Origin of the sequence: Adlercreutzia sp. ZJ304, assembly GCF_011039075.1 — a bacterium.
Taxonomy (GTDB): domain Bacteria; phylum Actinomycetota; class Coriobacteriia; order Coriobacteriales; family Eggerthellaceae; genus Adlercreutzia_A.
On record NZ_JAAKEG010000007.1, the window covers coordinates 91,102 to 114,155 of the forward strand.

A 23,054-nucleotide genomic window follows, 5' to 3' on the forward strand; every position below is an offset into this window, starting at 1 on the left:
TAGCATCCTTAGTTGGGCGAACTATCTCGCGCAAATCACCGGCGATTATTTTTATTCCCTCGCAGGCTTGGCGTACCGCGAACTCGTCCACGCACATGTTCGACCGAAAGGTCACAGGCATCACAGACGGCGGCACCCATGTAGTGAACGCAGAGGACATCCTCTACGTAGAATTGGCGGACAAGCGCACGTTTTTCTACTACGCCAATTTGGCGCAGTGGCTCTGAGCTGGTGATGATTGCGAGATTTTGATTATGGATGCTAGTAATCTTATAGATTCGAAAAAGGAGATACAGATTACGGTAAACACATCTGCAAAATACACTGATGAGTATCGTAGAAAACCGCTGATTACATCATTTCAACTGGTAGATCTATAGTTCAGATTGCACAAGAGTTAGGCATCAATACAAAGACTGCAAGCCGTTGGGTTAAAAATCGAAAAGATGAACTTAGTGGTTAAAAGTCAAGCCAACAGGAAAACAAAGAGATGCAAGAGCTGCGCAGGCGTAACCGTGAACTTGAGATGGAAAAAACTAATTCTTAAAAAAGCCGCAGCCTTCTTCGTGAAAGAGCAGGGGTAAAGGCGCGCTACCAGCTGATGCTGACGAAGAAGGAGAACTACCCCGTGGAGATGATGGCGCGCATCTTGGAAGTGTCACGCTCTGGCTTCTATGTTTGGATGAGCCAAGGGGCACCAATTGATGATTGGAAAGAAGTGCGGGAAATGATAAAGCGTATCTGGGAAGAGTCAGACAGACGCTTTGGTGCAAGGTTTTATCAAATGCTTTCTACCTGATGATTTGAAACACATTACCCTCTATCACATACGAAAGTACATGCGTGAACTCGGCATAAAAAGCTGTATTCCCTACAAATCAAAGCGCACGACCATCCCGGATAAGTCAGCTAAGCCTTGTCTCGATCTAATACATCGTGACTTTACAAGTCTTGTACCCACCTGCAAGCTTGTAGAAGACAACCTATCTTCGCACAGGACAAGGTTGGCTTTATTTGGCTATTGTCATCGATTTATGCACCCGTATGGTAGTGGGATGGGCGGTATGACAGCAGATATCGTGGTAAGTGCGCTAGCTAGCGCGAAAGCATGCGGTTACGTGACCGAAAATGCTATTTTTCATAGCGACAAAGGTGTGCAATATACCTCTCGTTTACTTGCAGAGTGGGCACGTGATAATCCTATTCGTTTATCGTGCAGCAAAACCGGAAATTGCCACGACAACGCAGTTGCTGAGTCTTTCTTTGCCACGCTTAAAAACGAGATGTATTACCGCAAGAGCTTCGCCACACACGCTCAAGCCGAGATGGCTGTGATCGAATTTATCGAAATCTATTACAGCAGGTGTCGTCCACATTCAACTATCGACTACAAAATTCCAGCTAATGTGATGAACTCATTTTTTGAGCGTACAAAATCAAAGAAAGAAGTTATGTTGCTGGAAGCATAAAATCTCAAGTTTTTGTGTCCGAAATATTGGCACAGATTAGAAGACCATGGGCACCACTGCAACCGATGCTGGAAGCTCTGCTCACGAAGGTCAAGCTCGCGAAGAGCTCACCATCAATGACACCATCGAATACACAGGACTTATCCCAGGTCATGAGTACACAGCAAAGGACACTCTCATGGATAAGGAAACCAGTGAGCCAGCACTCGACGATGATGGCAACGAGATTACGTCTGAGACCACCTTCACAGCTGAAGAATCATGCGGAAGCGTTGAGGTCGTATTAACCTTCAAAGGTGCGAACATAGCAGGAAAATACTTGTCGCGTTCGAGTCAATGGAATACGAAGGTACTGAGTACATGGTCCATGCCGACATCGAAGATGAGGACCAGACTGTGAAGATCATCGATATCGCTACTCAGGCAAAGGATGCCAAGACCGACTCTCAGGTAAGTACAATCGGCGAGGATGTGACCTTGATCGACACGGTTACCTTTACTGGTCTAACTCCGGGCAGTACCTACAAGCTCTACACCATGCTCATGAGCAAGGAGACTGGAAACTCGATCACCGGATCCGACGGTTTGCCAATCGTGGCGTAACGGAGTTCACGCCTGAAGAACCTGACGGAACCGTCGATGAAGATTAGCTGACAGCTAATGAAGTCAATCTGAAAACTTGATACCTAAGAATCAAGGGGACCGGATGTGCGACCAGTTGGACTACCGGCTCCCGGTTTCGAATATACTTTTAACATTAAGTTATAACGACATATCTTGCAATTTTCAAAATATCATGTTATATTCCTATTGTCGTTAAGTTATAACGTCAATTAGGAGATAACATGAAGCTCGAAGATGTAAGTATGCAGGAATTGATCGATCAGCCTCTCTTTTGGGAAGACTTCGATTTGGATCGTAAAAACAAGGAAAGCGTAAAAGCATTCATTGAGCGCGACCCTAAGGCAGTAGAGAAAATTCGTTTCCTTGACCAAGTCGAGGATGGCAATCTTCTTGATAGAAATACCTTCTTCAAATTAGATTTTTACGAGGTTGAGTTCACCGAATACGCCCGTCTTTTCCTTGCTGAAGGAGAATACCCCTCGGATGACAGCAACAGCATCACTGACGTGGACTATCCGAGGGACTACAGCAATATCAGATTGCTTATACAAGATGTTACAGGGCCTTATCCAACAGATGGACAAGGAATGTTCGCAATCTATCTAAAAGATTACTTGTTTGGATTCATAACCCCAGTTGGTATGTGTGTCTACCCCTACAACTTCGATGAAGACTCTTGGGAACAATATAAAAACGATCCAGCGAACTTCATTAAAGAACATGTGCTGCTAGAATTAGAGACACAGTTTTGGGAAGATGACTTCGATCTCAAACAGGAGCTCTACGATTACTACCACAATCTGCCGGATGTGCATAACCCATTGCTTGAAAAGCAAACCGACTTAGACCGGCTCATCTCTGTAAAAGAAACCTCGGAAATTCTAGGAGTAAGCGTTCCTAGGGTAATGAAGATGATTAAGGAGAAATCCATCGACGGCTACAGGTTTGGTGGGAAATTATTGGTTACCAAATCATCCATCGACAATCGTATCGAATACATCAAAGAGCACGGTAAGCCAAAACGCGGCAAGGCGCCCGAAGGTAAGCGTAAAAAGAAAAAGTAACTATTACGGTATTTGTCAACTAACAAGGAGAAAGAAATGCCTGTATTTAAGATGCCTGTCCCGGTAAAGATCATGGGAAGAAGCTCAAGTATCACAAATTCGTTCGTAAACGGAATTATCCCTTGCATTGAGCCAACTGAAAATGAGATAGACGAAGCGCTTTCCGTTCTAGGAATGAATCGAGAAACTGCTTGTTGTGCTTATTGCGGTTCACCCCACACAGAATGGGATCACCTAAATCCAATTGTTGATGATAAACAACCAACTGGCTACATTAGCGAGATTCACAATCTTGTGCCTGCTTGCAGTAAATGCAACCAATCAAAAGGCAATAAAGATTGGAAAACATGGATCTATAGCGATGCACAACTATCTCCAAAATCTAAAGGAACACCCGATTTAGATGAAAGAGTTTCTCGCTTGAAAGAATACGAAGCCACATTTGAGCCGCGAAAGTTCAATTTCGAGGAAATTACTGGAGTGGAGCTTTGGTCAAAGCATTGGGACAATTACGAACGAATTATTGATGCAATGCGATTAGCTCAATCAACATCAGACGAAATCAAAAAACTAATTATGGAAAATGTCGGGATCAGTGTGCAACGCAAACCAAAACAGCCGAACTATGTTCGAGCTGGCAATACAAACAATCAGAATGAATCTTTTCCCTCAAATACTGAGGACGAAGCATTACTTGAAGAGTCAGGAATTGCTAAAAGAGATAATGAAACACTGCAACACTATGTTCAAAGATCGTTTTGCTTTCTCATGAAAAACAGTTATATCCCAGACCGAGAGCTCAGAGATTTGTCGGATAAGGAATATACCAATAGGGTCCTAGGCCTAAACGACAGGTTTTTGTCTCGCGAGAGATGGTTCGATAGCTCAGGTAATTCAAGAGCTTGGAAAGACCCATATCATGGCTACTATCTTTGCTCCGAATGGAATAAAAGACGTTTTCATATTATTGAGCCGAAGTATCGACATTGGGTTGCGCAAATGATACGAACAGGAAAGATGACCAATCGTGCCTAAAGCTAGAAACAAGGTCATTGCCGGAGCTTACAAAGGAAAGATAGTAAGCAGCGCAGGGATGACGCCTTACATAATCCTAAAGCTGACGAAGACCTTGAACCTAGATAAAACCAATGTGAGCCATCTTGAGCTGATAGATGAATCATCTGACATCAGCGTTGCTAGCGCCGCCACACGCGGCTTTATCGGAGAAATGCTGCTCGGGCCAATCGAATTAGTTACAGCAGGAACAGCGAAGCGCGACGAGAGATATATTGTCGATGCTGTATTCAAAGATGGGCAGAGAAGCGTGTTGGAGATCGATGGCGATTTATACAGGTTGCTTGCAGTAACCAACTTATAAGAGATGAAGCATCAAAGCTAATGGCAGTAATTGGGAGCCCGATGAACATTAACTCCCAATTTTTTAGCAGAAGAATATTTCTGCTTCCCAAGACTCTGGGTAGGCCTCGAAAACCGTCTTGATTGCGTCATTCATGACAACGCCAAGCATCTTGCACATATAGTACAAGTCTGCACGCTCTTCGATACCATCAAGAGCCTGCTTTACACCGGCGAATAAGTACATCGCATCGCCTAAACCATCCTGCAAGGTCAAAACCTCTTCTTTATTCATTTCTCCTCTCATGGCAAATAGAATACGGGAGAAATAGCGACATCTACTCCCAGTGACCGCCATCTCCCAATGACCTTCCGCGGGATGGTTCACGGTGTTATACCCAGTGATAACCTGTTGTACTTCACTGTGGTGTCCAGAGCCCTTACCTGCAAGCATATGCGCTTTGCTGTGCGCTGTAACATTACCAGTGATATCGGCACCGCAGACATTACAGATCGAAACCTCTTTGGTGGCGTAGATTGGAACGCTCTCCGTCCATGCAGCCTTGTCTTGCACCCATACTTTTTCGGTTTCCTCTACCTATTTCTTAGATTGAGATTGCGAATCGGACGAATTGGTTGTTGAGGTCTTAGTTTGGGTGGATTCGGATTGTACAGAAGAAGCTGGGCTCTCGAAATAAACGGCCTGACGGCTGCGCACAGCATCACATGCGGATGATCTCTCACCGCGTTCCGGCATCTTGTTAGACAATCCCTTTAGGTGACGCTCCCTAGCCATGTCTTGTAAATCCCGGTTCAGATCTTCAGGATGGTCGGTATGCATTCGGTAGCCGGTCGTTAGGTTCACATTATTCACGACGATATGCGCATGAGGGACCTTCTGGTCATTGTCGTCGTGGTAAATGATTGCTATTTCATGCTCTCCGAAGTGTTTTTACACCCAAGCGCGAGACAGCTCGCGAAGAGATCTGACCTGTATCGTTTTTTCGAACACAAGATTGCGAGATTTTGATTATGGATGCTAGTAATCTTATAGACTCGAAAAACGATACAGGTCAACCCGGGTTTCGCGGGCATGGCGCGGATGCGGGCGAAGGTTGTATACACGCTCAGACATTCGAGACAAGAGAGGCAGCTACGCTGGAGGTCTTCGAATACATCGAGTGCTTCTACAACCGAATCAGGATTCACTCGACCCTAGATTGGCTGAGCCCTGAGGATTTCGAGAAGAAATACTTTGACGAAATCCGTTCAGAAGCGGCGTAATACATGTCAACAAAAATGGGGTTAATTCAGATTCAGTTGCACGAAGCGTTGGTAGTCTCCCTCAGCCTAGATCGCCCAAACGGGAACTGCCTCAACATTCGGAGTGAGCAGATAGGGCTCTTGCGCTTGGCAGACAATGTGTCCGAACCCTATCTCGTAATCTGCCATGCCCTCGAGACAGGAAAAGTTCTTGGCTGCGTCCTTCTTTACCAGCGCGCCCATCTTGATCTCTACGGGGTGAAGCACGCGACCGTCCTGGATGACCAGATCGATCTCCCTCTTCTTGGCATCGCGGTAGAACCAGACGTCGCGCATGTTCGCGCCTGCATTCATATGGCTTTTCAGAACTTCCGACACAACGAAGGTCTCGAAGACGTGACCGGCCACAGCGCCGTTGCGCAGCTGGTCAGGGGTGGTCCAGCGGGTGAGATGGCAAACAAGACCGGTGTCTATGAAGAATATCTTCGGGGTCTTGGTCAGCCATTTGTCGACATTGGGAAAGAAGGGCTCTATGACGCAAACGATTCCAGAAGCTTGGAGAACGGAGAGCCATGCTTTGGCGGTCTTGTGGTCGATGTCGAGAGCGTTCGCTATATCCGACGCGTTGAACAGCTGGGCGGTGCGCGCCGCGCATGCCGCCATGAAGCTGTAGAACTTAGTCTCGTCCTTGACGTTGATTAGCTCGCGGACGTCTCTTTCGAGGTATGACCTCACGTAGTCGGTCCAGAAGCCGTCCCACTCGATCGAGGGGTCCTGCAGTTCGGGCATCGATCCTCTGTGAATGTGAGTCCAGAGGTCGAAGGCGTCGGGCGCGTCGATATCGCCCGTGCAAACCTTCTTAGGGAGGTACCTGTGTGGCGCATCGACGCAGCCGACCAGCTCGCGCAGAGAGAGGGCGGGCATCTCGAGGATTCTGATACGGCCCGCAAGCGACTCGCTTACGCCGTTCATAAGCTGGTAGGTCTGCGAGCCCGTGAGAACGATAAGCCCCTTCTGATCGGATCGGTCCACGATCAATTTGACCGAGAGAAACAGTCCGGGCACGCGCTGGACCTCGTCGATGATGAGGGGCATGGATCGCATGTCGAAGAACAATGCGGCATCTTCCTCCGCTTGCATGCGAAGGAAGGGGTCGTCCATGGTCACATAGTCGAACCTGTCGCCCAGATGCTCTTTAAGCACGGTGGTTTTTCCGACCTGTCTTGCTCCTGTGACCAGTACGACCTTTCCCTGGGTGAGCATGCGGTCGATGGTTTTCTCGATCTCTCTGGCTATGTACATGGAAATGACCCCTTTCTATAGGGGCCATTATCGCAGGTACTTAGTCGATGGTCAAATTTGGGAATTCCATTCCCAAATTTCACCTATTCCCACTCTTGCGTTGGTGAGCCGAAATTGTGTGCTATGTGAGTTCTTTCACGCTCTCTCGTGCTCCGCATTCCGACCAGTGTTCCTCCGTTGTAGCATCGTTTTGAACTCAGTCAAAATCCCTTTTCACACGTCGTTTCCGGGGAATAATTCTTGAAACTATATTACTAGGCTCTGATCTGGTATTTCTTTATTCCCAGCCATAAGTTGAGTTCACATCTTTGATCCTTCAGGGCAACCATTGCAGAAAAATACTCCCCGGGACTAATCAGGGGATAATTTCGTATATGGGAATAATTTCTCTACCTGCGCAAACGCAAATTGTTGAGTTCAAAGTGAGTTCAGATTGAGTTCACGTATTTAGCGGGCGGAAAAGATCAAAACTCCAGCAGCATGAGCCACTCGGTTTCGTCAGCCCCATCGCCGGCAATGTGAAATCCCAAGCGCTCATAAAGATGCAACGCAGGATTCTGTTTCTGGACTCCCAGCGAACAACGCTTGTCTCCAAGGCCCTCAAGCTTGTTCATGGTCGCCCGCATGAGACGTGTTCCTATTCCGAGTCCCCTGAGATCGTCATCGACCGAGATGGAGAAGACCGGGGTGCTTTCATCGGCTCTTCCATAGACATCCGTCGTCCGTGTCCAGCAAGCTCCAACAACTCTGCCATCCAGAACAGCGACAAAGGCCACATCGCCTTCTTCTTCACCGAACCCCTCTACGGCAGCCACCAGTTTTGGATCCTCTTGCAAGATGCTTCGCGGCACCTCCCCCTCATAGCCTGCGGGAATGAAGATCGCATTGTAGAGATATTCGCTCAGAAGAGGGTATTCGCCCGGCGTCATCAGACGAATCTCAATGCCGCTTGTTATCTCCCACCGCTCCTTCGAGAGATAGCTGACCCTCAATGTCCTGCTCTCATCGAGCAGCTTGCATGTGACATCGCGATCCGTTCGCACGTACTTGAAACCGAGCTTTTCCTGAACGCGTTGCGATTTGTCATTTCCTTCGAAGTTACCGCACCAAATCCCCGACAATCCAAGGTCCTTGAAACCGTGGCGGATGAGCTCACGGGAGGCTTCCGGAATGAAACTTTGACCCCAATAGGGCTTTCCTATCCAATAACCCAGTTCAGCCTCACTCTCTGCGAGAGGGATGTTGCCCTCCTCGTCGCGGAAGAGCCCGACACACCCTATTGGCTTGCCTGTTTCCTTGAGCGCCACGGCATAGGTCTCAGGCGCGGACAGCACATCACGGATTATCTCACGGCTGTTATCCACGCTCGTATGCGAAGGCCAACCGGCAATTGGTCCGATCTCAGGATCTTTCGCGTAGCGGTACAGCTCTTCTGCATCATCTTCGACCCATGGGCGAAGGATGAGTCTGTCAGTTTCAAGACGCATGTTTGCAGCCTCCATGTTTCCACTGCGCCAAATTGGGGCAGTGGCTCTGAACTGGCATTTCTCTAAAAAATTGACGAAATGTAGACTAGAGTATACAATTCTATCATGATTGGAGTAGTTCAGACAGATGAATTCGTAAGATGGCTCAAGCGTCTCAAAGATGCCGCTGCCCGCGCGCATCCTCGTGAGGATCCAGCGCCTATCACTGACGGCGAGCTTCGGAGATACGAAGCCGGTCGGTGATGGGGTGTTCGAGATGCGCATCGACTACGGTCTAGGTTATCGTCTCTACTATGCGCTGAGAGGAAATGGGTTGATTTTGCTTCTCATTGGCGGGGATAAGTCTTCACAGCAGAGAGACATTGCTAAAGCGAAGAAACTGAATCAGGAATACGAATGATGGGGACGAAGATGAAGAAAGCAACGAAATGGGATGCGTCCGAGTACCTTGAGACCGAGGCCGATATCGCGGCGTACCTCAACGCAGCTCTTGAAGATTGCGACACTTCCGTAATAGCTTCCGCCCTTGGCGACATCGCTCGCGCGAAGGGAATGACGCAGCTTGCGAAGGAAACCGGCATCACCCGTGATGGTCTCTACAAAGCACTTTCGCCTACAGGAAACCCGTCATTCGATACCGTGCAGAAGGTTGTAAGGGCTTTTGGACTGAAGCTTGATGTTGCCATTACTGTTTAATTATTTAATACAGCGAGATTGAGTACAGCATAAAAAAAAGATAAGGATGAATCTTGGGTAGAAGAACTTTAGCGGGGCATAAAATAACTTTTTCAAAATACCGCGACCCCTATAACCCCGCTTCTCCAGCAGATTTAGATGGCTTGAATGCCGCCGATGTTTTTGAGTCTTGGGTACGCGAAAAGAGCTTAGAGGGAATACAAGAGGTAAGCAGCCAGAGCTACCTTCGTATTGATCATGTAATTAGATACAACGACCATATTGTCGTTGTTGACACAATGGCAGGAAAGTCCGGCGAATCTGGCGAGGTAGTTAACATCGAGAATAACGAAGTCCTTTTCAGGCTTGGTGAGATGGATGTGCCCGCATCACCCGCAAGAGCAATTTTTATGTGTCCTCCGCGTGGTCAGATGGCTCTTTGGTTTTCAGAGTATAGCGCGAGAAGCAGTGGTGCGAGTATGCTCTTGTCGCAATTCGATAGAGAATGGAAGGCTAGCGAAAAAGGCTTTACGCTAACAAAGAAAAGGCTCGTTGCTTCAGAAATCGCTCTGGATGATGCAACCGTAACTGGCGTTGAAGTCAGATTAATTAAACGTGCAGATGATCGAGCAGATGGCGTTAATGAAATTGTAGGGACGGAGATTCATAAGTTTAAGCCAGCTAAAAAGCACCGTTTCCTTGGGACTATTATTGATAAGTTTAGAAATACCCCCTCATCGGCTTATGAATTGGTCGGCCTAAGCGGGTCGTCATATGATGAGGCAGAAATATTTGTATCTGTAGATGTTGGAGGGCATAAAAGGCGCGTTCAAATATTCAATCCAGAAGACGGTGTTTATTTCAGAGAAGAGCTAAATGATAGTGCCCATCCTGTTTTATCGTATGATGAGTTTGTACGGTATTGTTGTGAAAACGCTGGGGTATTCATGGAGCGAAGCGGCTTCGAATGGCTTCCAGATTGGTCAATTGGAGGCGTTGACTAAATGGGAATGTCTTCGCCAAATCGCATCCCAAAAGAATACTTTTCAACACTCGTTTCTCAAAGAACGGGAAAATACAAAGCTGCCACAATAGCTTTCCAGATTATTCTTCCTTTGGTTGTTGGCGGGATAGCATTTATCTTCAAAGTTCAAATTAGTTCAGTCGACAGTACGATTGGCGGAGTTGCCGTTGTCGCAGCGCTGCTATGCGCGGTCGCAACAATGCTGTTTCAAATTCGCATAGACTTGAGGATTAAAGTAAAGAACAACTCTGATGCCTTTGTGACTGAAAACGATCTAAAGTTGGTAGATGAGTTATTTGCTGCTTTGCTTTGGGGAATCATGTTTGGCTTCATAATCACAGCTATCGCAATGATTATCCAATGGACTGGAGTTCTTGATTCGGGCAACATCTTAATTATTACTCTATGTACCTCCATACTTATCGTCTGCATAGTGCATTTTGCCTTTGTAATTGGTTTAATCCTTAAACGACTCTCTGCTGTTTATCAAATTGTAGCGATGCAAAAAAGATGACAAAATAATCTAAAGTTACAGCCATCCTTTCTATGTTGTGTTCCTTCATCATAGAAAGGATTTGTCATGTCAGCTTACAAAGACGAGAAATGAGGAACGTGGTTCGCGAACTTCAGGTACAAGGACTGGAGAGGCGAACCCAAACAGAAATCGAAGCGAGGCTTTCGCATCAAGCGAGATGCAGAGCTTTAGGAGCGTGACCTTCAAGAAGAGGATGTCGAGAGCAGCATCCATGGAGTTCTCGCTCGCATGCGATGTCTATCTTGCCGATAACGCTACGCGCGTCCGGGATACAACCTTGGAGCAGAAACGCTACTACATCGACAAGATCTTGAAGCCTTACTTCGACGGAATGCTCATAGGCGAGATCGATGCGAAGACGGTTATCGACTGGAAGAACCACCTACTGGAGAGCCGTACGCGCCACGGAAAACCCTACACCGCTACATACCTCAACACCCTCTGCAGCCAGTTGTCGGCAATCACGAACCACCTAGTGCGCTTATACGGCCTTGAGAAGAACCCGGTGCAGATCGCAGGCAAGATCGGCTCCAAGGAGAAGCGCGACTATGACCAAGCATCTGCTTCATCACGAGATGACTCGAGGCTCAAAGGCGGCAGACCTCAAACGCATCCGCATCCATGATTTGCGCCATAGCCATGCGACCATGCTGGTGGAGATGGGAATGTCGGTACCCTCTATCGCGGCTAGGCTCGGACACTCAGGCGAGACCGCAACCCATCGCTACCTGCATCTGCTGCTAGGATCGGAAGCCGCTATTGCTGGAAAGTTCGATGCCGACCTCATCTGGATAACGCGAACCGCATCCGATGAATATGCGGCGATGGCTGGAACCGAGTTATCCAAGGACGCCAATGAGGCGATGGGGGACATGGAGAGATGCTGCTGACATATGCGAATTGCGGAGATTTCTCCACATGCTTTCACACTCAGTTCATGCAGTTCATAGAGTGTTCTGGATTTCTTGACCTGGGAATTCTCGTCTGCAAGACTTGGAAAAGCGTGCGAAGATTGGTCGCGTCAACGGTTGATAAGGCAGAAGAATCAATCAGGTGGTTTTGACATCAAAACGACATCACGCCTCCGAACAGGGAAAAGGAAGGCAAATCAAACAAATTCAAGACGCAAAGAGAGCAAAATCAGCATCGAAATCCCGCATCCGGAAAATACCCTTTAGTAATTTCCGGATGCGAGAACCCCAGCTCAGAGGCAACGCGCAAGCATCCGTGATGTCAGCGGGAATCCAGTGATGTCGCCATGATGTCAAAGCCGCACTCAGAAAGGAGCATTTCCAATATTAAGCATTACCCTGAATTGGTTTATTGATCTTCGCATGCAGGTATTTGCGGTAACATTTGTCACACTAGTCGAGCCTTACGCATTAATCGCTACTTAGTTTTGTCTTGGAGGATAGGTAAAGTGAACTCATCTTCTGGCTACTTTGAGAGAATTGACAGGCTTTGGCACTGGACACAAAACACTAGTCAAATGCCCATACACTGCAGCCCGCCGGCAATTGACTGCGACACAGTGCGTTCCATCAGGGAGAATCTTCGCATTCTGAGCTCTGAACTGGCACCGGAATACCCCTTTTACTCTGGTGAAGTGTCAAGACTGGAGTCCATCTTGTTCCTCAATTGCATGGGGGGTAGACACCCCTTGAATATCACTGCTTTTGGCGAGCTGTTCCTGATCGTCAAGCACATAAAGAAAGAGCCTTACAATCTGTCGATTTGGGCCGAGATGCACCCTCGCATCCGCTCTATAGCTTCTTCTTTGTATAAAGACGGGCATTTTGGCGCTGCTGCAGAAAAGGCGATCAAAGAGGTTGAGCAAAGGCTTCGAGATATCTTTAGAGAGGCAAAACCGACATCCAAAGAGCCAAAGGAAGCAGCAGATATTGTCGGAGCGCTGCTGTCTGAGCGCGGTGCATACCGTGTCGCAGACGACACCACCCCTTCCGGAAAAAGCTACTGCAGAGGCATAAAGCTTCTTTTTGATGGATTCCTTGCCTCTTATAGGAATCCATCATGCCATGGAAACAGGGAGTTTTCGAAACGCGAAGCTGTTGAGCAAATTGTTCTAGCCAGCCAACTCATGTATGCACTCGAAGGCGGCTCAGTAGTACCTAATAGCGAAAGCCCAGCCGAACGATAACGTTCGGCTTCAACTTACGAGGGGAAACCGCGAACGAATCTCCTGGGGAATTTGCCTCAGCGAGCTTGGCTCAGCGCTTCTTGCCCGCTCTGGCCCTAAGAGTTCAAGGCTTCATTGCAAAGGCTGCGGATGGCATCGAGCGCATCTTCCCACGAGAGCCCCGCCGCGAAGTCGTTCCTGTTCCGGTATCTTTCCCAATGTCCGGCCATGTCCTCGCTTGCCGCCAGGGCATCGACGACGGACTCGGAGTCCGCGAGTGTGACGTCATGGCCCCTCGTCTTCGCGGTTGCCGCGACAGCTTCCGCCAAGATGGCGTAATCAATGTCGGCTTCCATATTGGTCAGCGCCCACATGTCGTAGAAGTCCCTCATGCGCGTGTTGAGCGTGGAGCGTACGAACATGGTCTCGATCTTCTCCGCAAGCACGGTTTCAACATTGTAGGCGAGGATGTCGATATCGCGATCCTTAAGCATGAGGCGATACGTGTAGTTGATGGCGGATGGTGTGAGCGCATCCCCTGTGGAGATGTCGAGCTTCATCGGGATATCCATCTTGCCGAGATGGGCGCGAATCTTGATCCGGACACCACCGTATTCCGATTCCTCCATGATCTCGTAGGCGTCTTCAATATCGAAAGTCATGCCATCTTCTAAAGGGATAACTGCAATATCTTTCGCCATCTTTACGGCACTCTCGACGTCAAGCGTCATGTTCAGCATAGTCACATCGGTATCGCGCGTCATCCGTTGTCCAAGGTCGAGCATCGAAGTAACGAGCATGCCGCCCTTGAGAACGAGGTTGTTCTTGTACTCAGATTCGACCATGCGCTCAAGGTAACGCTCCATTGCATAGCGACGTTGCAAAAGCTGAGCCTTACCGCTATCGCCATTAGAGAGGCTCTTGATGAGGTCTTTCACCTTTGTCGGATTGTCGATCACAGAAGCACCCCCATTGCGTCCCAAATACGCGATTCCATGTTCATTGTCCGCGCGTACTCCGACAAGCGCGCGAGGTTCTTATCTTTGGAGGCAGCGTAAGTCTTCAGCGCATAATTGAATTCGGTTATGTCAATGCTGTCCTTCTTGCGGATCAAGTCACAGATGGTGCGCTCCTTGTCATAAGCTTTGACGAGGTTCCCGTACGGCGTCTTCGCGTCACAGACCCCTAATCCATACCACTCAGGCTTCACGTAATGGATATGCACCCCTTGGTCTCTTAGAGAGGGAGAATTGTAACCAGAACCGACGCTGACGGATAGCGGAATAGGTTCGCGCTCGCTCATTTCATGTAGGAACAGCGCAGTGTCGTGCGAGAAGATGGCCTTCGGAAATCGAGTTTGCAGCAACGCGAACTCATCGGGAAGGGCATTGTCGGATAAGTAGAGTCCACGCCCATGCTTTTCGAGCCCTTTTTCCTTCACGTAGCGATAGAAGGCATCCTTCGGGATTCCTGCCGCAGACGCTTCAGAGAAGGTAAGCCGCCCCTCATTGCTATCGAGAATCTCGTTTAGCCTATGTGAGTAATAATCGAATATCATACTGATAGTATAGTACATACTCAGTATGATATTCCGTCAGAAATGCTAGTTCCAACTGGTTAGCAAAAATCGCGTCAGAAAAGATCAAGCTGGTAATCCTCATCCATGATTCAACATCAGTGGATGTAGACACATTTTTAAACACTCGAGTCCAAAGGAAAACTTTTACCACTGTACGCAAGAAAAATGCTGCTAGCACAAATGTGCTCGCTAAAAAACACCTGCCCTCTAATTACCTGTATTCTTTTTCACAGCATCGTCGTAATCATTAACAAAGAGCTTCAACAAGTCGCCTTGCTTTAATTTGTGTTTTTCGCCCATATCTTTACGCAATTGCATAAGGACCTTTTCCATACCATGAAGAACCGCATAAGGATCGCTTAATTGTTTACTGCTTATGAGACGCCACTCATCCCATTTTTGTATGGCCTTGGAAGAACCCCACAACGTTAAGCCTTGGTTAAACTCCATCATGTCCTTCAGAATCGCATCCTGAGTGTACTCATTCCCGCTTTTTGTTGATTCGAGCATTTTGTAGAAAATTTCAACTAACTGCGTATAGGGCTTTTCGCGATGTTCCCTTAGGTATTCTTGCTGCTTATGTTTATTTGATAGCACGTTGTTAATAATTGCGCCACAAACAACAGTAAAAATGGAAACAGCCCCGGTTATCAATGCAACAACAATCGCCGCATCCAATGTTGACAAGCTATCGAAAAAGGATACTAGCCCACCACTTACATTGTTAATCAAAAAAGAAAGACCAAAAACAATGATCGCGACAACAAAAGCTAAAGTAATAAGTCCTTTAAGAATAGCCCAAAACGATTGATTGCTGCTGTTGCTTTCCATGCGCGCCTATTCCCACTCTATCGTCGCGGGCGGCTTGCTGGTTATGTCGTACACCACGCGGTTAACGCCGGGCACTTCAGCCACAATGCGCGAGCTTACACGCGCCAACACATCATAAGGCAACTTAGCCCAGTCAGCAGTCATCGCATCAGAGCTCTCCACCGCACGCAGAATAATCGGGCGCGCATATGTGCGCTCATCCCCCATAACACCCACGCTCTTAATATCCGGCAACACGGCGAAATACTGCCACACTGAGCGCTCTACTTCAGGACCCCCAGCCACATCGCGCACGTGTTCACCATTGCGCACACCACTCTCAACAAACAAACGCTCGTTGTACGCATCCAACTCTTCACGCACAATTGCATCCGCATTCTTCAAAATCTCCAATTTCTCAGGCGTTACATCGCCAATAATACGAATAGCCAAACCGGGTCCCGGGAACGGCTGCCTGTGAACAATATAATCGGGCAAACCCAGCGCCGTGCCCAGCGCACGCACCTCATCTTTAAAGAAATGATCCAACGGCTCAATCAAATCAAAATGTACGCCCTCAGGAAACGGAATCAAATTATGATGACTCTTAATGGTCGATGCCTTGCCGCCAGTCTTGCGCGCACCGCTCTCAATAATGTCGGGATAAATCGTACCCTGCGCCAAAAACTTCACGCCATCCAATTCCTCAGCAACCGCAAAAAATTCTTTCCAGAACTGAGTGCCAATAATACGGCGCTTCTCCTCTGGCTCAACAACACCTGCCAGCAGCTGCGCATAGCGCTCTTCGGCATGCACGTGCACAAAATCCACGTCAAACTGCTTCGTAAAAACCTCTTCAACCTCTTCGGGTTCATTCTTGCGAAGCAGACCATGATTCACAAACACACAAACCAGCTGCTTTCCAATAGCGCGCGCACATAGCGCCGCCACAACACTTGAGTCCACGCCACCCGAAAGACCCAAAATCACACGATTATCGCCCACAGTCTGGCGAATAACCGCCACTGAATCCTCAATAATAGAATCCATAGTCCAGTCCGGCACAAGCCCGCAAATATCAAATAAGAAATTTGCCAACATTTTCTGACCATGCGGCGTATGGCGCACCTCGGGATGGAATTGCGTTGCATACAGCCGTCGCTCGGCACACTCCATAGATGCCACCGGACACACATCAGTTTGCGAAGTTACAACAAACCCTTCAGGTACGCGGCTAACCGCATCGCGGTGGCTCATCCATACCGTCTGCTGCGCAGGCGTATCCCCAAACAACGCCGATGCCGCCCCACCCGCGCCGTCCACATCATCACCCGCACCGCCAGCGCCGCCCCCATCGCAGCGCGTCAAAGACGCAGGTCCATACTCGCCCTTTTCGGTATGACCAACTTCGCCACCTAAAGCCACCGCCATAGCCTGCTGCCCATAACAAAAACCCAGCACGGGAATACCCAGCTCTAAAATTCCCGGATCAATCGCAGGAGCATCTTCCGCATACACACTAGCCGGTCCGCCCGACAATATTATTGCTGCAGGTGCTGCCTCAGTCACCTCAGCCGCAGTTATGTCGCACGGCACAATCTCGGAGTATACATGCAAATCACGCACGCGCCGAGCAATCAACTGCCCGTACTGTGCGCCAAAATCTACGACTATTACCTTTTGTTGCGAAGTTGCGGAATTTGCAGCCACAGAGCACCCTTTCTACGGCGGGAAATAACCCAATCATTATACCGACAAAGCGACATATTTGCCGAAAGATTGACCTGCGCTCCGCAGCCATCTACACTCCGCCATCATCTGCGCTCCGCAGCTATATGCACTCCGCCATCATCTACACTCTGCACCTATCTGCGCCCCGCCACCCGCAGCGCACGCTATGCCAGCGCCCGCTCTAAGCGCCTCTGCCCTTCATGCCCGTCAAACCAAATACAAATCTCGCAAATACGCTTGTTTATCAGGACCAAAATCCAACGCCCGAACAAAATAATTGTCCAACGATCCATACGAATTCGCGACCGCCGTCATCATCGCCTCAAAGTAGCACTTATTAGCAAACGCATACGCATTTACATCGTTATCCAACCCGCGCGCAACTGTCTTATCAGCCAATAACGACCTTAGAACTTCAGCCCAGCCACGCACAAACAAATTTGTAGCCAAGTAGTCGCTCAAAATATATTTCATAGGCACACCCAGCGCATATTCCACAAGCACAGTAGCCATACCAGTTCTATCTTTGCCCTGAGTACAGTGCCAAAGCGTAGCACCCTTAGGCGCATCCAATAAATCATGCAGAAATTCGCTATACGCCCGAATGCCCGCTGCGCCCAACACGCTTCGCGGATACAGCTCCTCTATCATTTCATACGGCTTATCTATATACGCTACAAGCGTGCGAAAGTCTCGCGCAGGTCCACTGCCAGTTATGCCCACAGCCTCCTGAGTGAAAACCGGCAAATGCACATACTTCACGCCGCTCATTAAAGGCTTCGGATCGGGGTCCTTCTCCACTTCAGAATTAGTGCGAAAATCAACCACACAATCAACTTCGTGCATATGTAGCAGCTGCTTAATATCTTCCAAAGTAGCATCGTGCAGCGCACTAGAACGCACCAGCCGCCTTCGCGCAATTCGCCGATCATCCGCCGCTGGCATGCCGCCTAAATCTCTTGCATTCGCCACACCGCGTAGCTTAATGTGTCCAAAATTGCGAAACCCGGGAATATCATGCGGCACAGTTGGAGCACACAATGCTGCAAGCCTATCAGTCATATCTATTCCAATCAGTAGTCAAAGAATGTTTATATGCATAATAGGCAAGCACTTGATAATATTTCTCGCCCACAGCCAATCGCTACCCAATAGTTAAAAACCTGTTATCCGCCGAACATCACCGCGTTCAACCCGCATAGACATACCCGCCACACCACCCACCGCAAATCGCGCGTCGCCATCACACCACCCGCCGCAAATCGCACGTCGCCATCGCACCACAAAGCCCAACTTTTTCAGCAGAAAATGGTCAAAACTTCCGACTTTCCACATTCAAAAAGGGCAAACAGTACCCAACAATGTATCGATAAGTGCTGTTTGCCCAGTGTTCTCCACAATTCAAGTTAGCTATACGGCGCTATGACCGTGGAAAGCTGGAAGTTTTGACCATTTTTAGGATTAAAACCTATTGACACACTCCTATTCATACATATACTTATGAATAGTTGTTCATATGTTTATGTGAATGCCCAAACAAGCAACCCTAGGAGCTATCATGTCAGACGAAACAACCGGCGTAATAACAGAAGCCGAAAACGTACTAAAAGGCAACTGCGGTTGTGGCTGCACATGCCCGCTAGAGCCAGTCGAAACCACAGCTGACTGCCCATTTGAAGCCATGCCTGAAGACGAACTGCTCTACGATCTAGCCGACTTATTCAAAGTTTTCGCCGATACAACACGCATCAAAATCCTCTACGCCCTTATGCGCACACCGCGCTGTGTGGCTGATATCGCCGAAATAATTGGCGCAACCCAAAGCGCAGTGTCTCATCAGCTGCGCATACTGAAGCAAGCTCATTTGGTGAAGTTCCAGCGAGACGGCAAAAATGTTATCTACTCGCTCTCCGATAACCACGTATACACCATGCTGGCGCAAGGCATGACACATATCTGCGAATAAGCGCACAAATAAATCAAGAAAGGAACCAATATGAAACGCTCATTCAAGCTGCAAGACCTAGACTGCGCAAATTGTGCATCAAAAATGGAATGCGACATAAACAAACTAACAGGCGTAAACAGCGCAAGCATTAATTTTATGACCAGCAAGCTAACCCTAGATGCCGACGACGCTTCTTTCAGCGAAGTCCTAAGCCAAGCTCAGGCAATCTGCACAAAATACGAGCCCGATTGCACAATAGTAAGGTAGTCAGTGCCAAACCACATAAGCACTCACCGCACTAATCACCCAAAGCAACTCCAATAGGACAGCACGATGAACAAAAAACAAATTCGCTGGCGCAATCGCATACTACTCGCCCTAGTCTTATTCTTCGCAATTCTTATCTGCGAGAACACCGGTCTAATTGAACTAGTTTTTGGCAGCGCAAATGCGCTATATGCAGAATTTATCCTATTCCTAATCCCTTATGCAATCGCAGGCTACGACGTGCTAATAAAAGCCGCGCGTAATCTGGCGAAAGGTCACGGACTAGACGAAAACTTCCTAATGGCAATAGCCACGCTAGGCGCATTCGCGCTAGTATTTTTCCCCGACTCTGAACCACACATGGCAGAAGGCGCAGCTGTAATGCTTTTCTACCAAGTAGGCGAACTATTCCAAAGCTACGCCGTGGGAAAATCGCGCAAGTCTATATCGGACATGATGAGCATAATGCCCGAATACGCAAACATTATGCGCAACGGCAAGCTAGAACAAGTTGACCCTTACGACGTGCCTCTAGGCAGCGAAATCATCGTAAAACCCGGAGAGCGCATTCCGCTAGACGGCATAGTCCAATCGGGCGATTCGCAAATTGACACATCGGCTCTAACGGGCGAATCGGCACCGCGCAGCGCGCACGAAGGCGACGAAGTAATATCGGGTTGCGTAAATCTCAGCGGCACGCTTACTGTAAAAACCACAAAACCCTATGCAGACTCAACCGTAAGCCGCATTTTGGAATTGGTAGAAAACGCCGCCGACAAAAAAGCCCACACCGAAAATTTCATTACGCGCTTTGCACGCTACTACACCCCAATTGTGGTGGCGCTTGCCGCCGCTATAGCCATACTGCCGCCGCTTATCGTAGGTGGTAATTTGGCTGATTGGATACTGCGCGGCTTAACATTTCTTGTAGTTTCATGCCCGTGCGCGCTGGTTATTTCGGTACCGCTGTCGTTCTTTGGAGGCATAGGCGGAGCATCAAAACGCGGAATACTTATAAAAGGCTCAAATTACCTAGAAGCACTCTCGCAAGTAGACACGGTGGTTTTCGACAAAACTGGCACGCTTACATCTGGCACATTCGCAGTAACCAATATAATTCCTGCACCGAATTTCACTGAAGCCCGGCTCTTGGAGCTTGCGGCGCTTGCCGAAGCGTTCTCAAACCACCCAATCGCCATGTCGATACAGCGCGCCTATAAGGGCACTATAGATATCCACAGCATAGACAGCAACGAAGAAATATGCGGTCGGGGCACGAAAGTAATTACAAACGGGCGCACCATTTTGGCTGGCAACGATAAGCTTATGAACGTAAACGGTATTGCCTTTACGCCTGAAAATTTCGCGGGAACACAGGTGCATATAGCACTAGATAACACCTATGCCGGCACCATCGTTATTGGCGATGCGGTAAAAAGCGATTCAAAGCAAGCAATAGCAGAATTGCACGCAGAAGGTGTGCACCGCACCGTAATGCTTACCGGCGACCATACAGCAGTTGCCGAAGCGGTTGCAAGCAGTCTAGGCGTAGACGAAGTGTGCGCCGAACTACTCCCCCAAGATAAAGTTGCAGAAATTGAAAAACTACTAGCAAGCAATCACAGCACTAACGCAAACAAGAGCAAAGTGGCATTCGTGGGCGACGGCATAAACGATGCCCCTGTTCTTATGCGCGCCGATGTAGGTATCGCCATGGGCGGCATGGGATCAGATGCGGCCATAGAAGCTGCAGACATCGTGTTAATGGATGACCAACCATCCAAAATAGCACTTGCGTTAAAAATTGCGAAGAAAACTATGCGTATCGTGTGGCAAAACATCATATTTGCATTAGGAATTAAATTCGCAGTATTAATACTGGCGGCGCTTGGCATAGCCAATATGTGGATGGCTGTTTTCGCCGATGTTGGGGTGGCCGTTCTTGCCATCTTAAACGCAATGCGCGCTATGCGAACGGGAAATCTGTAAGTCCTGCAGTCTGTAGGCCTTACGTCAAAAAGTGTCAAGAAAGTGTGCAAGGGTTGGGGCTTTCCGTCCTGATGCACTCTTGTATTACATAGCCAGCCATCATTTGACCAGCTATGGGCGGCATATACGAATGTGTACCCAATTCGGTGCGCTCTCTGCGCGGCGCACCCTCCTGCGGCTTCACCTTTGCAGGCTTTTCGGTAGAGTAAAGTACCTGCATGTTGCGCACTCCCCTATCGCGCGCAATCTTTCGCATTTCGCGACAAAACGGACAGCCCTTGGTTTCGAATAAATCGGCAAAAACAAGCTTAGTCGGATCTGAACGATTAGCCATCCCCATAGAGGATATCAGCGGTATTTCGCGACTATTCGCATACTGCGCTATTGCCGCTTTCGCTGTCAGTGTGTCTACTGCATCCACTATATAATCCGGATGCCCAAACGGCTCTAGCAATTCAGCAATATTTTCCTCAAGCACAAAAGCATCTAACACTTGCACTTGTGCCTTAGGGTTAATGTCTGCAGCCATATTGCGCATAACATCTACCTTGCGCTGACCAACCGTGCTAATAAATGCAATAACTTGCCTGTTTATATTGCTAGGTTCTACCCGATCTTTATCTACAAACAGAAAACGTCCTACACCGCCGCGCACAAGAGCCTCCGCGCACGCAGAACCAACACCACCTAAACCTATAACTGCCACATAAGAAGCAGAAAGCTTCGACAGCCCCTCGTCTCCGAGAAGCCGCCGAAGCCTCGATTTAGAATCTTCGCTCAAATATTCGGAAGAACTATTTAATGGTGACAGCGCCGCCAGCTTCTTCGAGCTTAGCCTTGATCTCGTCAGCCTTGTCTTGTGCCACACCCTCAGCAACAGGAGTCGGTACGCCCTCAACAGCCTCTTTGGCTTCCTTCAAGCCCAGACCGGTGATCTCACGTACAACCTTGATAACAGCAATCTTGTTGTCGCCAAAGCCTTCGAGCACAACATCAAACTCGGTCTTCTCAGCAGCAGCACCAGCGTCGCCACCAGCAGCAGGAGCAGCAGCCACAGCTACAGGAGCAGCAGCGCTAACGCCAAAAACTTCCTCAAGTTCCTTAACTAGCTCGGAGAGCTCAAGTGCCGGCATCTCCTTCAAAGCTTCAACTATTTCCTCACGAGTAACAGCCATTTTTGTATCCTCTTTCTGTTGTGATGCATCCTGCATCTAAATATTTACTTTATGCAGCATTTAAGCTGCTGCCGCGAATTTTACGCAGCCTTTTGTTCCTCGATGGCTGACACCACGCGAGCAAAAGCCTCCATCGGACCATTGAGCACACGCACTGTCTTGACCAGCGGGTTGTTGATAGTACCAAGCAGTTTGGCGATAAGCTCTTCGCGCGACGGTAGCGCAGCAATCTCGTTTACTTGCGCCGCATCGACGAACGCGCCATCCATCATGCCGCCTTTAATCTCCAAGTTCTCGTTGCCCTTGGCGAAGTCGCGCAGCACCTTAGCAGATGCAACCGGATCTTCACCAGCAAATACGAACGCGGAAGGTCCAGCTAAAATTGCATCCAAATCGGGGCAATCAAGCTCGGCTAATGCAATATGCATAATGGTATTCTTGTAGACTTTCATCTGCGCATCAGCTTCACGAACGGCGCGACGAAGGCTCTGTATATCTTTCACGGTAAGACCGCGATAATCTACAACCCACATTGCACCAGCCGCCTGAATATCAGACTTTATGTCTTCAAGCATCTGCTTGTTCTCAGCATTCGGCATAAACGTTTCACCTCCTTAAG

The 23,054-nt window shown here is 48.5% G+C and carries 27 protein-coding genes and 1 pseudogene; 16 read left to right on the top strand and 12 right to left on the bottom strand.

Translation table 11 applies throughout. The annotated features are described in order from the left end of the window. Positions 1–601 precede the first annotated feature (601 nt). From G7Y46_RS05480 to G7Y46_RS05510, 6 genes are all read left to right on the top strand, one after another. The gene (locus tag G7Y46_RS05480; protein WP_165253061.1) at positions 602–799 is read left to right on the top strand and encodes a hypothetical protein; all 198 of its coding nucleotides are present in this window, start codon (positions 602–604) and stop codon (positions 797–799) included. A gap of 265 nt (positions 800–1,064) precedes the next feature. After that, on the top strand, positions 1,065–1,469 hold the full coding sequence (locus G7Y46_RS05485; protein WP_165253063.1) for an integrase core domain-containing protein: 405 nt from the start codon (positions 1,065–1,067) through the stop codon (positions 1,467–1,469). A 315-nt stretch (positions 1,470–1,784) separates the two neighbouring features. Further along, positions 1,785–2,072 (top strand): VaFE repeat-containing surface-anchored protein, encoded by a 288-nt coding sequence (locus G7Y46_RS05495; RefSeq protein WP_277424167.1) that lies wholly within the window; start codon positions 1,785–1,787, stop codon positions 2,070–2,072. A 242-nt stretch (positions 2,073–2,314) separates the two neighbouring features. Next, positions 2,315–3,157, top strand: a complete 843-nt coding sequence (locus tag G7Y46_RS05500) for a helix-turn-helix domain-containing protein (protein ID WP_165253069.1) — start codon at positions 2,315–2,317, stop codon at positions 3,155–3,157. Positions 3,158–3,193: 36 nt separating this feature from the next. Then, complete coding sequence (locus G7Y46_RS05505; protein WP_165253071.1) at positions 3,194–4,192, top strand: HNH endonuclease; 999 nt, start codon at positions 3,194–3,196, stop codon at positions 4,190–4,192. Beyond that, positions 4,185–4,535 (top strand): hypothetical protein, encoded by a 351-nt coding sequence (locus tag G7Y46_RS05510; RefSeq protein WP_165253072.1) that lies wholly within the window; start codon positions 4,185–4,187, stop codon positions 4,533–4,535. Before G7Y46_RS05505 ends, G7Y46_RS05510 begins: the two co-directional genes overlap by 8 nt. Before the next feature lie 63 nt (positions 4,536–4,598). Here the strand turns inward: G7Y46_RS05510 and G7Y46_RS05515 are convergent, their stop codons facing one another. Beyond that, positions 4,599–5,087, bottom strand: a complete 489-nt coding sequence (locus G7Y46_RS05515; RefSeq protein ID WP_165253074.1) for a hypothetical protein — start codon at positions 5,085–5,087, stop codon at positions 4,599–4,601. Between the two features lie 24 nt (positions 5,088–5,111). Then, a pseudogene (locus tag G7Y46_RS05520) lies at positions 5,112–5,447 on the bottom strand (relaxase/mobilization nuclease domain-containing protein); the annotation flags it as partial. 98 nt (positions 5,448–5,545) lie between these two features. Here G7Y46_RS05520 and G7Y46_RS09180 point away from each other — a divergent pair. After that, a complete protein-coding gene (locus tag G7Y46_RS09180) occupies positions 5,546–5,797 on the top strand; it encodes an IS3 family transposase (protein WP_165253076.1) in 252 nt (83 codons plus the stop codon). Positions 5,798–5,863: 66 nt separating this feature from the next. Here G7Y46_RS09180 and G7Y46_RS05530 read toward each other — a convergent pair whose 3' ends face one another. Together G7Y46_RS05530 and G7Y46_RS05535 are read right to left on the bottom strand one after the other, a co-directional pair. Then, positions 5,864–7,078, bottom strand: a complete 1,215-nt coding sequence (locus G7Y46_RS05530) for an ATP-binding protein (protein ID WP_165253078.1) — start codon at positions 7,076–7,078, stop codon at positions 5,864–5,866. A 464-nt stretch (positions 7,079–7,542) separates the two neighbouring features. Then, positions 7,543–8,565 carry a GNAT family N-acetyltransferase gene (locus tag G7Y46_RS05535; RefSeq protein WP_165253080.1) on the bottom strand — a complete coding sequence of 341 codons (1,023 nt, stop codon included), beginning with the start codon at positions 8,563–8,565 and terminating at the stop codon, positions 7,543–7,545. A gap of 160 nt (positions 8,566–8,725) precedes the next feature. On the opposite strand from G7Y46_RS05535, the gene G7Y46_RS05540 reads away from it, so the two are divergent. The 6 genes from G7Y46_RS05540 to G7Y46_RS05575 all read left to right on the top strand — a co-directional run bounded on the left by G7Y46_RS05540 (position 8,726) and on the right by G7Y46_RS05575 (position 12,957). Next, positions 8,726–8,965, top strand: a complete 240-nt coding sequence (locus tag G7Y46_RS05540) for a type II toxin-antitoxin system RelE/ParE family toxin (RefSeq protein ID WP_241157065.1) — start codon at positions 8,726–8,728, stop codon at positions 8,963–8,965. Further along, the gene (locus tag G7Y46_RS05545) at positions 8,962–9,261 is read left to right on the top strand and encodes an addiction module antidote protein (protein WP_165253082.1); all 300 of its coding nucleotides are present in this window, start codon (positions 8,962–8,964) and stop codon (positions 9,259–9,261) included. Before G7Y46_RS05540 ends, G7Y46_RS05545 begins: the two co-directional genes overlap by 4 nt. 53 nt (positions 9,262–9,314) lie before the next feature. Further along, positions 9,315–10,244: a hypothetical protein gene (locus G7Y46_RS05550; protein ID WP_165253084.1), complete on the top strand. Its 930-nt coding sequence runs from the start codon at positions 9,315–9,317 to the stop codon at positions 10,242–10,244. Next, on the top strand, positions 10,245–10,778 hold the full coding sequence (locus G7Y46_RS05555; protein WP_165253086.1) for a hypothetical protein: 534 nt from the start codon (positions 10,245–10,247) through the stop codon (positions 10,776–10,778). A 196-nt stretch (positions 10,779–10,974) separates the two neighbouring features. Continuing rightward, positions 10,975–11,424 carry an N-terminal phage integrase SAM-like domain-containing protein gene (locus tag G7Y46_RS05565; RefSeq protein WP_165253088.1) on the top strand — a complete coding sequence of 150 codons (450 nt, stop codon included), beginning with the start codon at positions 10,975–10,977 and terminating at the stop codon, positions 11,422–11,424. Positions 11,425–12,459: 1,035 nt separating this feature from the next. Continuing rightward, positions 12,460–12,957, top strand: a complete 498-nt coding sequence (locus tag G7Y46_RS05575; RefSeq protein ID WP_165253092.1) for a TIGR02391 family protein — start codon at positions 12,460–12,462, stop codon at positions 12,955–12,957. Between the two features lie 95 nt (positions 12,958–13,052). Here the strand turns inward: G7Y46_RS05575 and G7Y46_RS05580 are convergent, their stop codons facing one another. The 5 genes from G7Y46_RS05580 to G7Y46_RS05600 all read right to left on the bottom strand — a co-directional run bounded on the left by G7Y46_RS05580 (position 13,053) and on the right by G7Y46_RS05600 (position 18,118). Further along, the gene (locus tag G7Y46_RS05580; RefSeq protein ID WP_165253094.1) at positions 13,053–13,895 is read right to left on the bottom strand and encodes a nucleotidyl transferase AbiEii/AbiGii toxin family protein; all 843 of its coding nucleotides are present in this window, start codon (positions 13,893–13,895) and stop codon (positions 13,053–13,055) included. After that, positions 13,892–14,512 carry a type IV toxin-antitoxin system AbiEi family antitoxin domain-containing protein gene (locus G7Y46_RS05585; protein ID WP_165253096.1) on the bottom strand — a complete coding sequence of 207 codons (621 nt, stop codon included), beginning with the start codon at positions 14,510–14,512 and terminating at the stop codon, positions 13,892–13,894. The genes G7Y46_RS05580 and G7Y46_RS05585 overlap by 4 nt, the downstream gene beginning before the upstream one ends. 210 nt (positions 14,513–14,722) lie before the next feature. Continuing rightward, positions 14,723–15,346: a hypothetical protein gene (locus G7Y46_RS05590; protein ID WP_165253098.1), complete on the bottom strand. Its 624-nt coding sequence runs from the start codon at positions 15,344–15,346 to the stop codon at positions 14,723–14,725. A gap of 6 nt (positions 15,347–15,352) precedes the next feature. Continuing rightward, positions 15,353–17,035, bottom strand: a complete 1,683-nt coding sequence (gene guaA / locus G7Y46_RS05595) for a glutamine-hydrolyzing GMP synthase (RefSeq protein WP_165253100.1) — start codon at positions 17,033–17,035, stop codon at positions 15,353–15,355. 228 nt (positions 17,036–17,263) lie between these two features. Then, the gene (locus G7Y46_RS05600; protein ID WP_165253102.1) at positions 17,264–18,118 is read right to left on the bottom strand and encodes a tyrosine-protein phosphatase; all 855 of its coding nucleotides are present in this window, start codon (positions 18,116–18,118) and stop codon (positions 17,264–17,266) included. 619 nt (positions 18,119–18,737) lie between these two features. Between G7Y46_RS05600 and G7Y46_RS05605 the strand changes: the two genes are divergently transcribed. The 3 genes from G7Y46_RS05605 (at position 18,738) to G7Y46_RS05615 (ending at position 21,260) form a co-directional block, all read left to right on the top strand. Further along, positions 18,738–19,022, top strand: coding sequence for a metalloregulator ArsR/SmtB family transcription factor (locus tag G7Y46_RS05605; RefSeq protein WP_165062967.1), 285 nt, complete (start codon positions 18,738–18,740; stop codon positions 19,020–19,022). A 30-nt stretch (positions 19,023–19,052) separates the two neighbouring features. Then, the gene (locus tag G7Y46_RS05610; RefSeq protein WP_165062956.1) at positions 19,053–19,271 is read left to right on the top strand and encodes a cation transporter; all 219 of its coding nucleotides are present in this window, start codon (positions 19,053–19,055) and stop codon (positions 19,269–19,271) included. A 66-nt stretch (positions 19,272–19,337) separates the two neighbouring features. Further along, complete coding sequence (locus G7Y46_RS05615; protein WP_165253104.1) at positions 19,338–21,260, top strand: heavy metal translocating P-type ATPase; 1,923 nt, start codon at positions 19,338–19,340, stop codon at positions 21,258–21,260. A gap of 34 nt (positions 21,261–21,294) precedes the next feature. Here G7Y46_RS05615 and G7Y46_RS05620 read toward each other — a convergent pair whose 3' ends face one another. The 3 genes from G7Y46_RS05620 to rplJ form a co-directional block, all read right to left on the bottom strand. After that, the gene (locus G7Y46_RS05620) at positions 21,295–22,041 is read right to left on the bottom strand and encodes a tRNA threonylcarbamoyladenosine dehydratase (protein WP_165253106.1); all 747 of its coding nucleotides are present in this window, start codon (positions 22,039–22,041) and stop codon (positions 21,295–21,297) included. A gap of 13 nt (positions 22,042–22,054) precedes the next feature. Then, entirely contained in the window at positions 22,055–22,435 is a 381-nt protein-coding gene (gene rplL / locus G7Y46_RS05625) for a 50S ribosomal protein L7/L12 (protein WP_165062959.1), read from the bottom strand. An 80-nt stretch (positions 22,436–22,515) separates the two neighbouring features. Further along, on the bottom strand, positions 22,516–23,034 hold the full coding sequence (gene rplJ, locus G7Y46_RS05630; protein ID WP_165062960.1) for a 50S ribosomal protein L10: 519 nt from the start codon (positions 23,032–23,034) through the stop codon (positions 22,516–22,518). Positions 23,035–23,054: the final 20 nt, after the last annotated feature.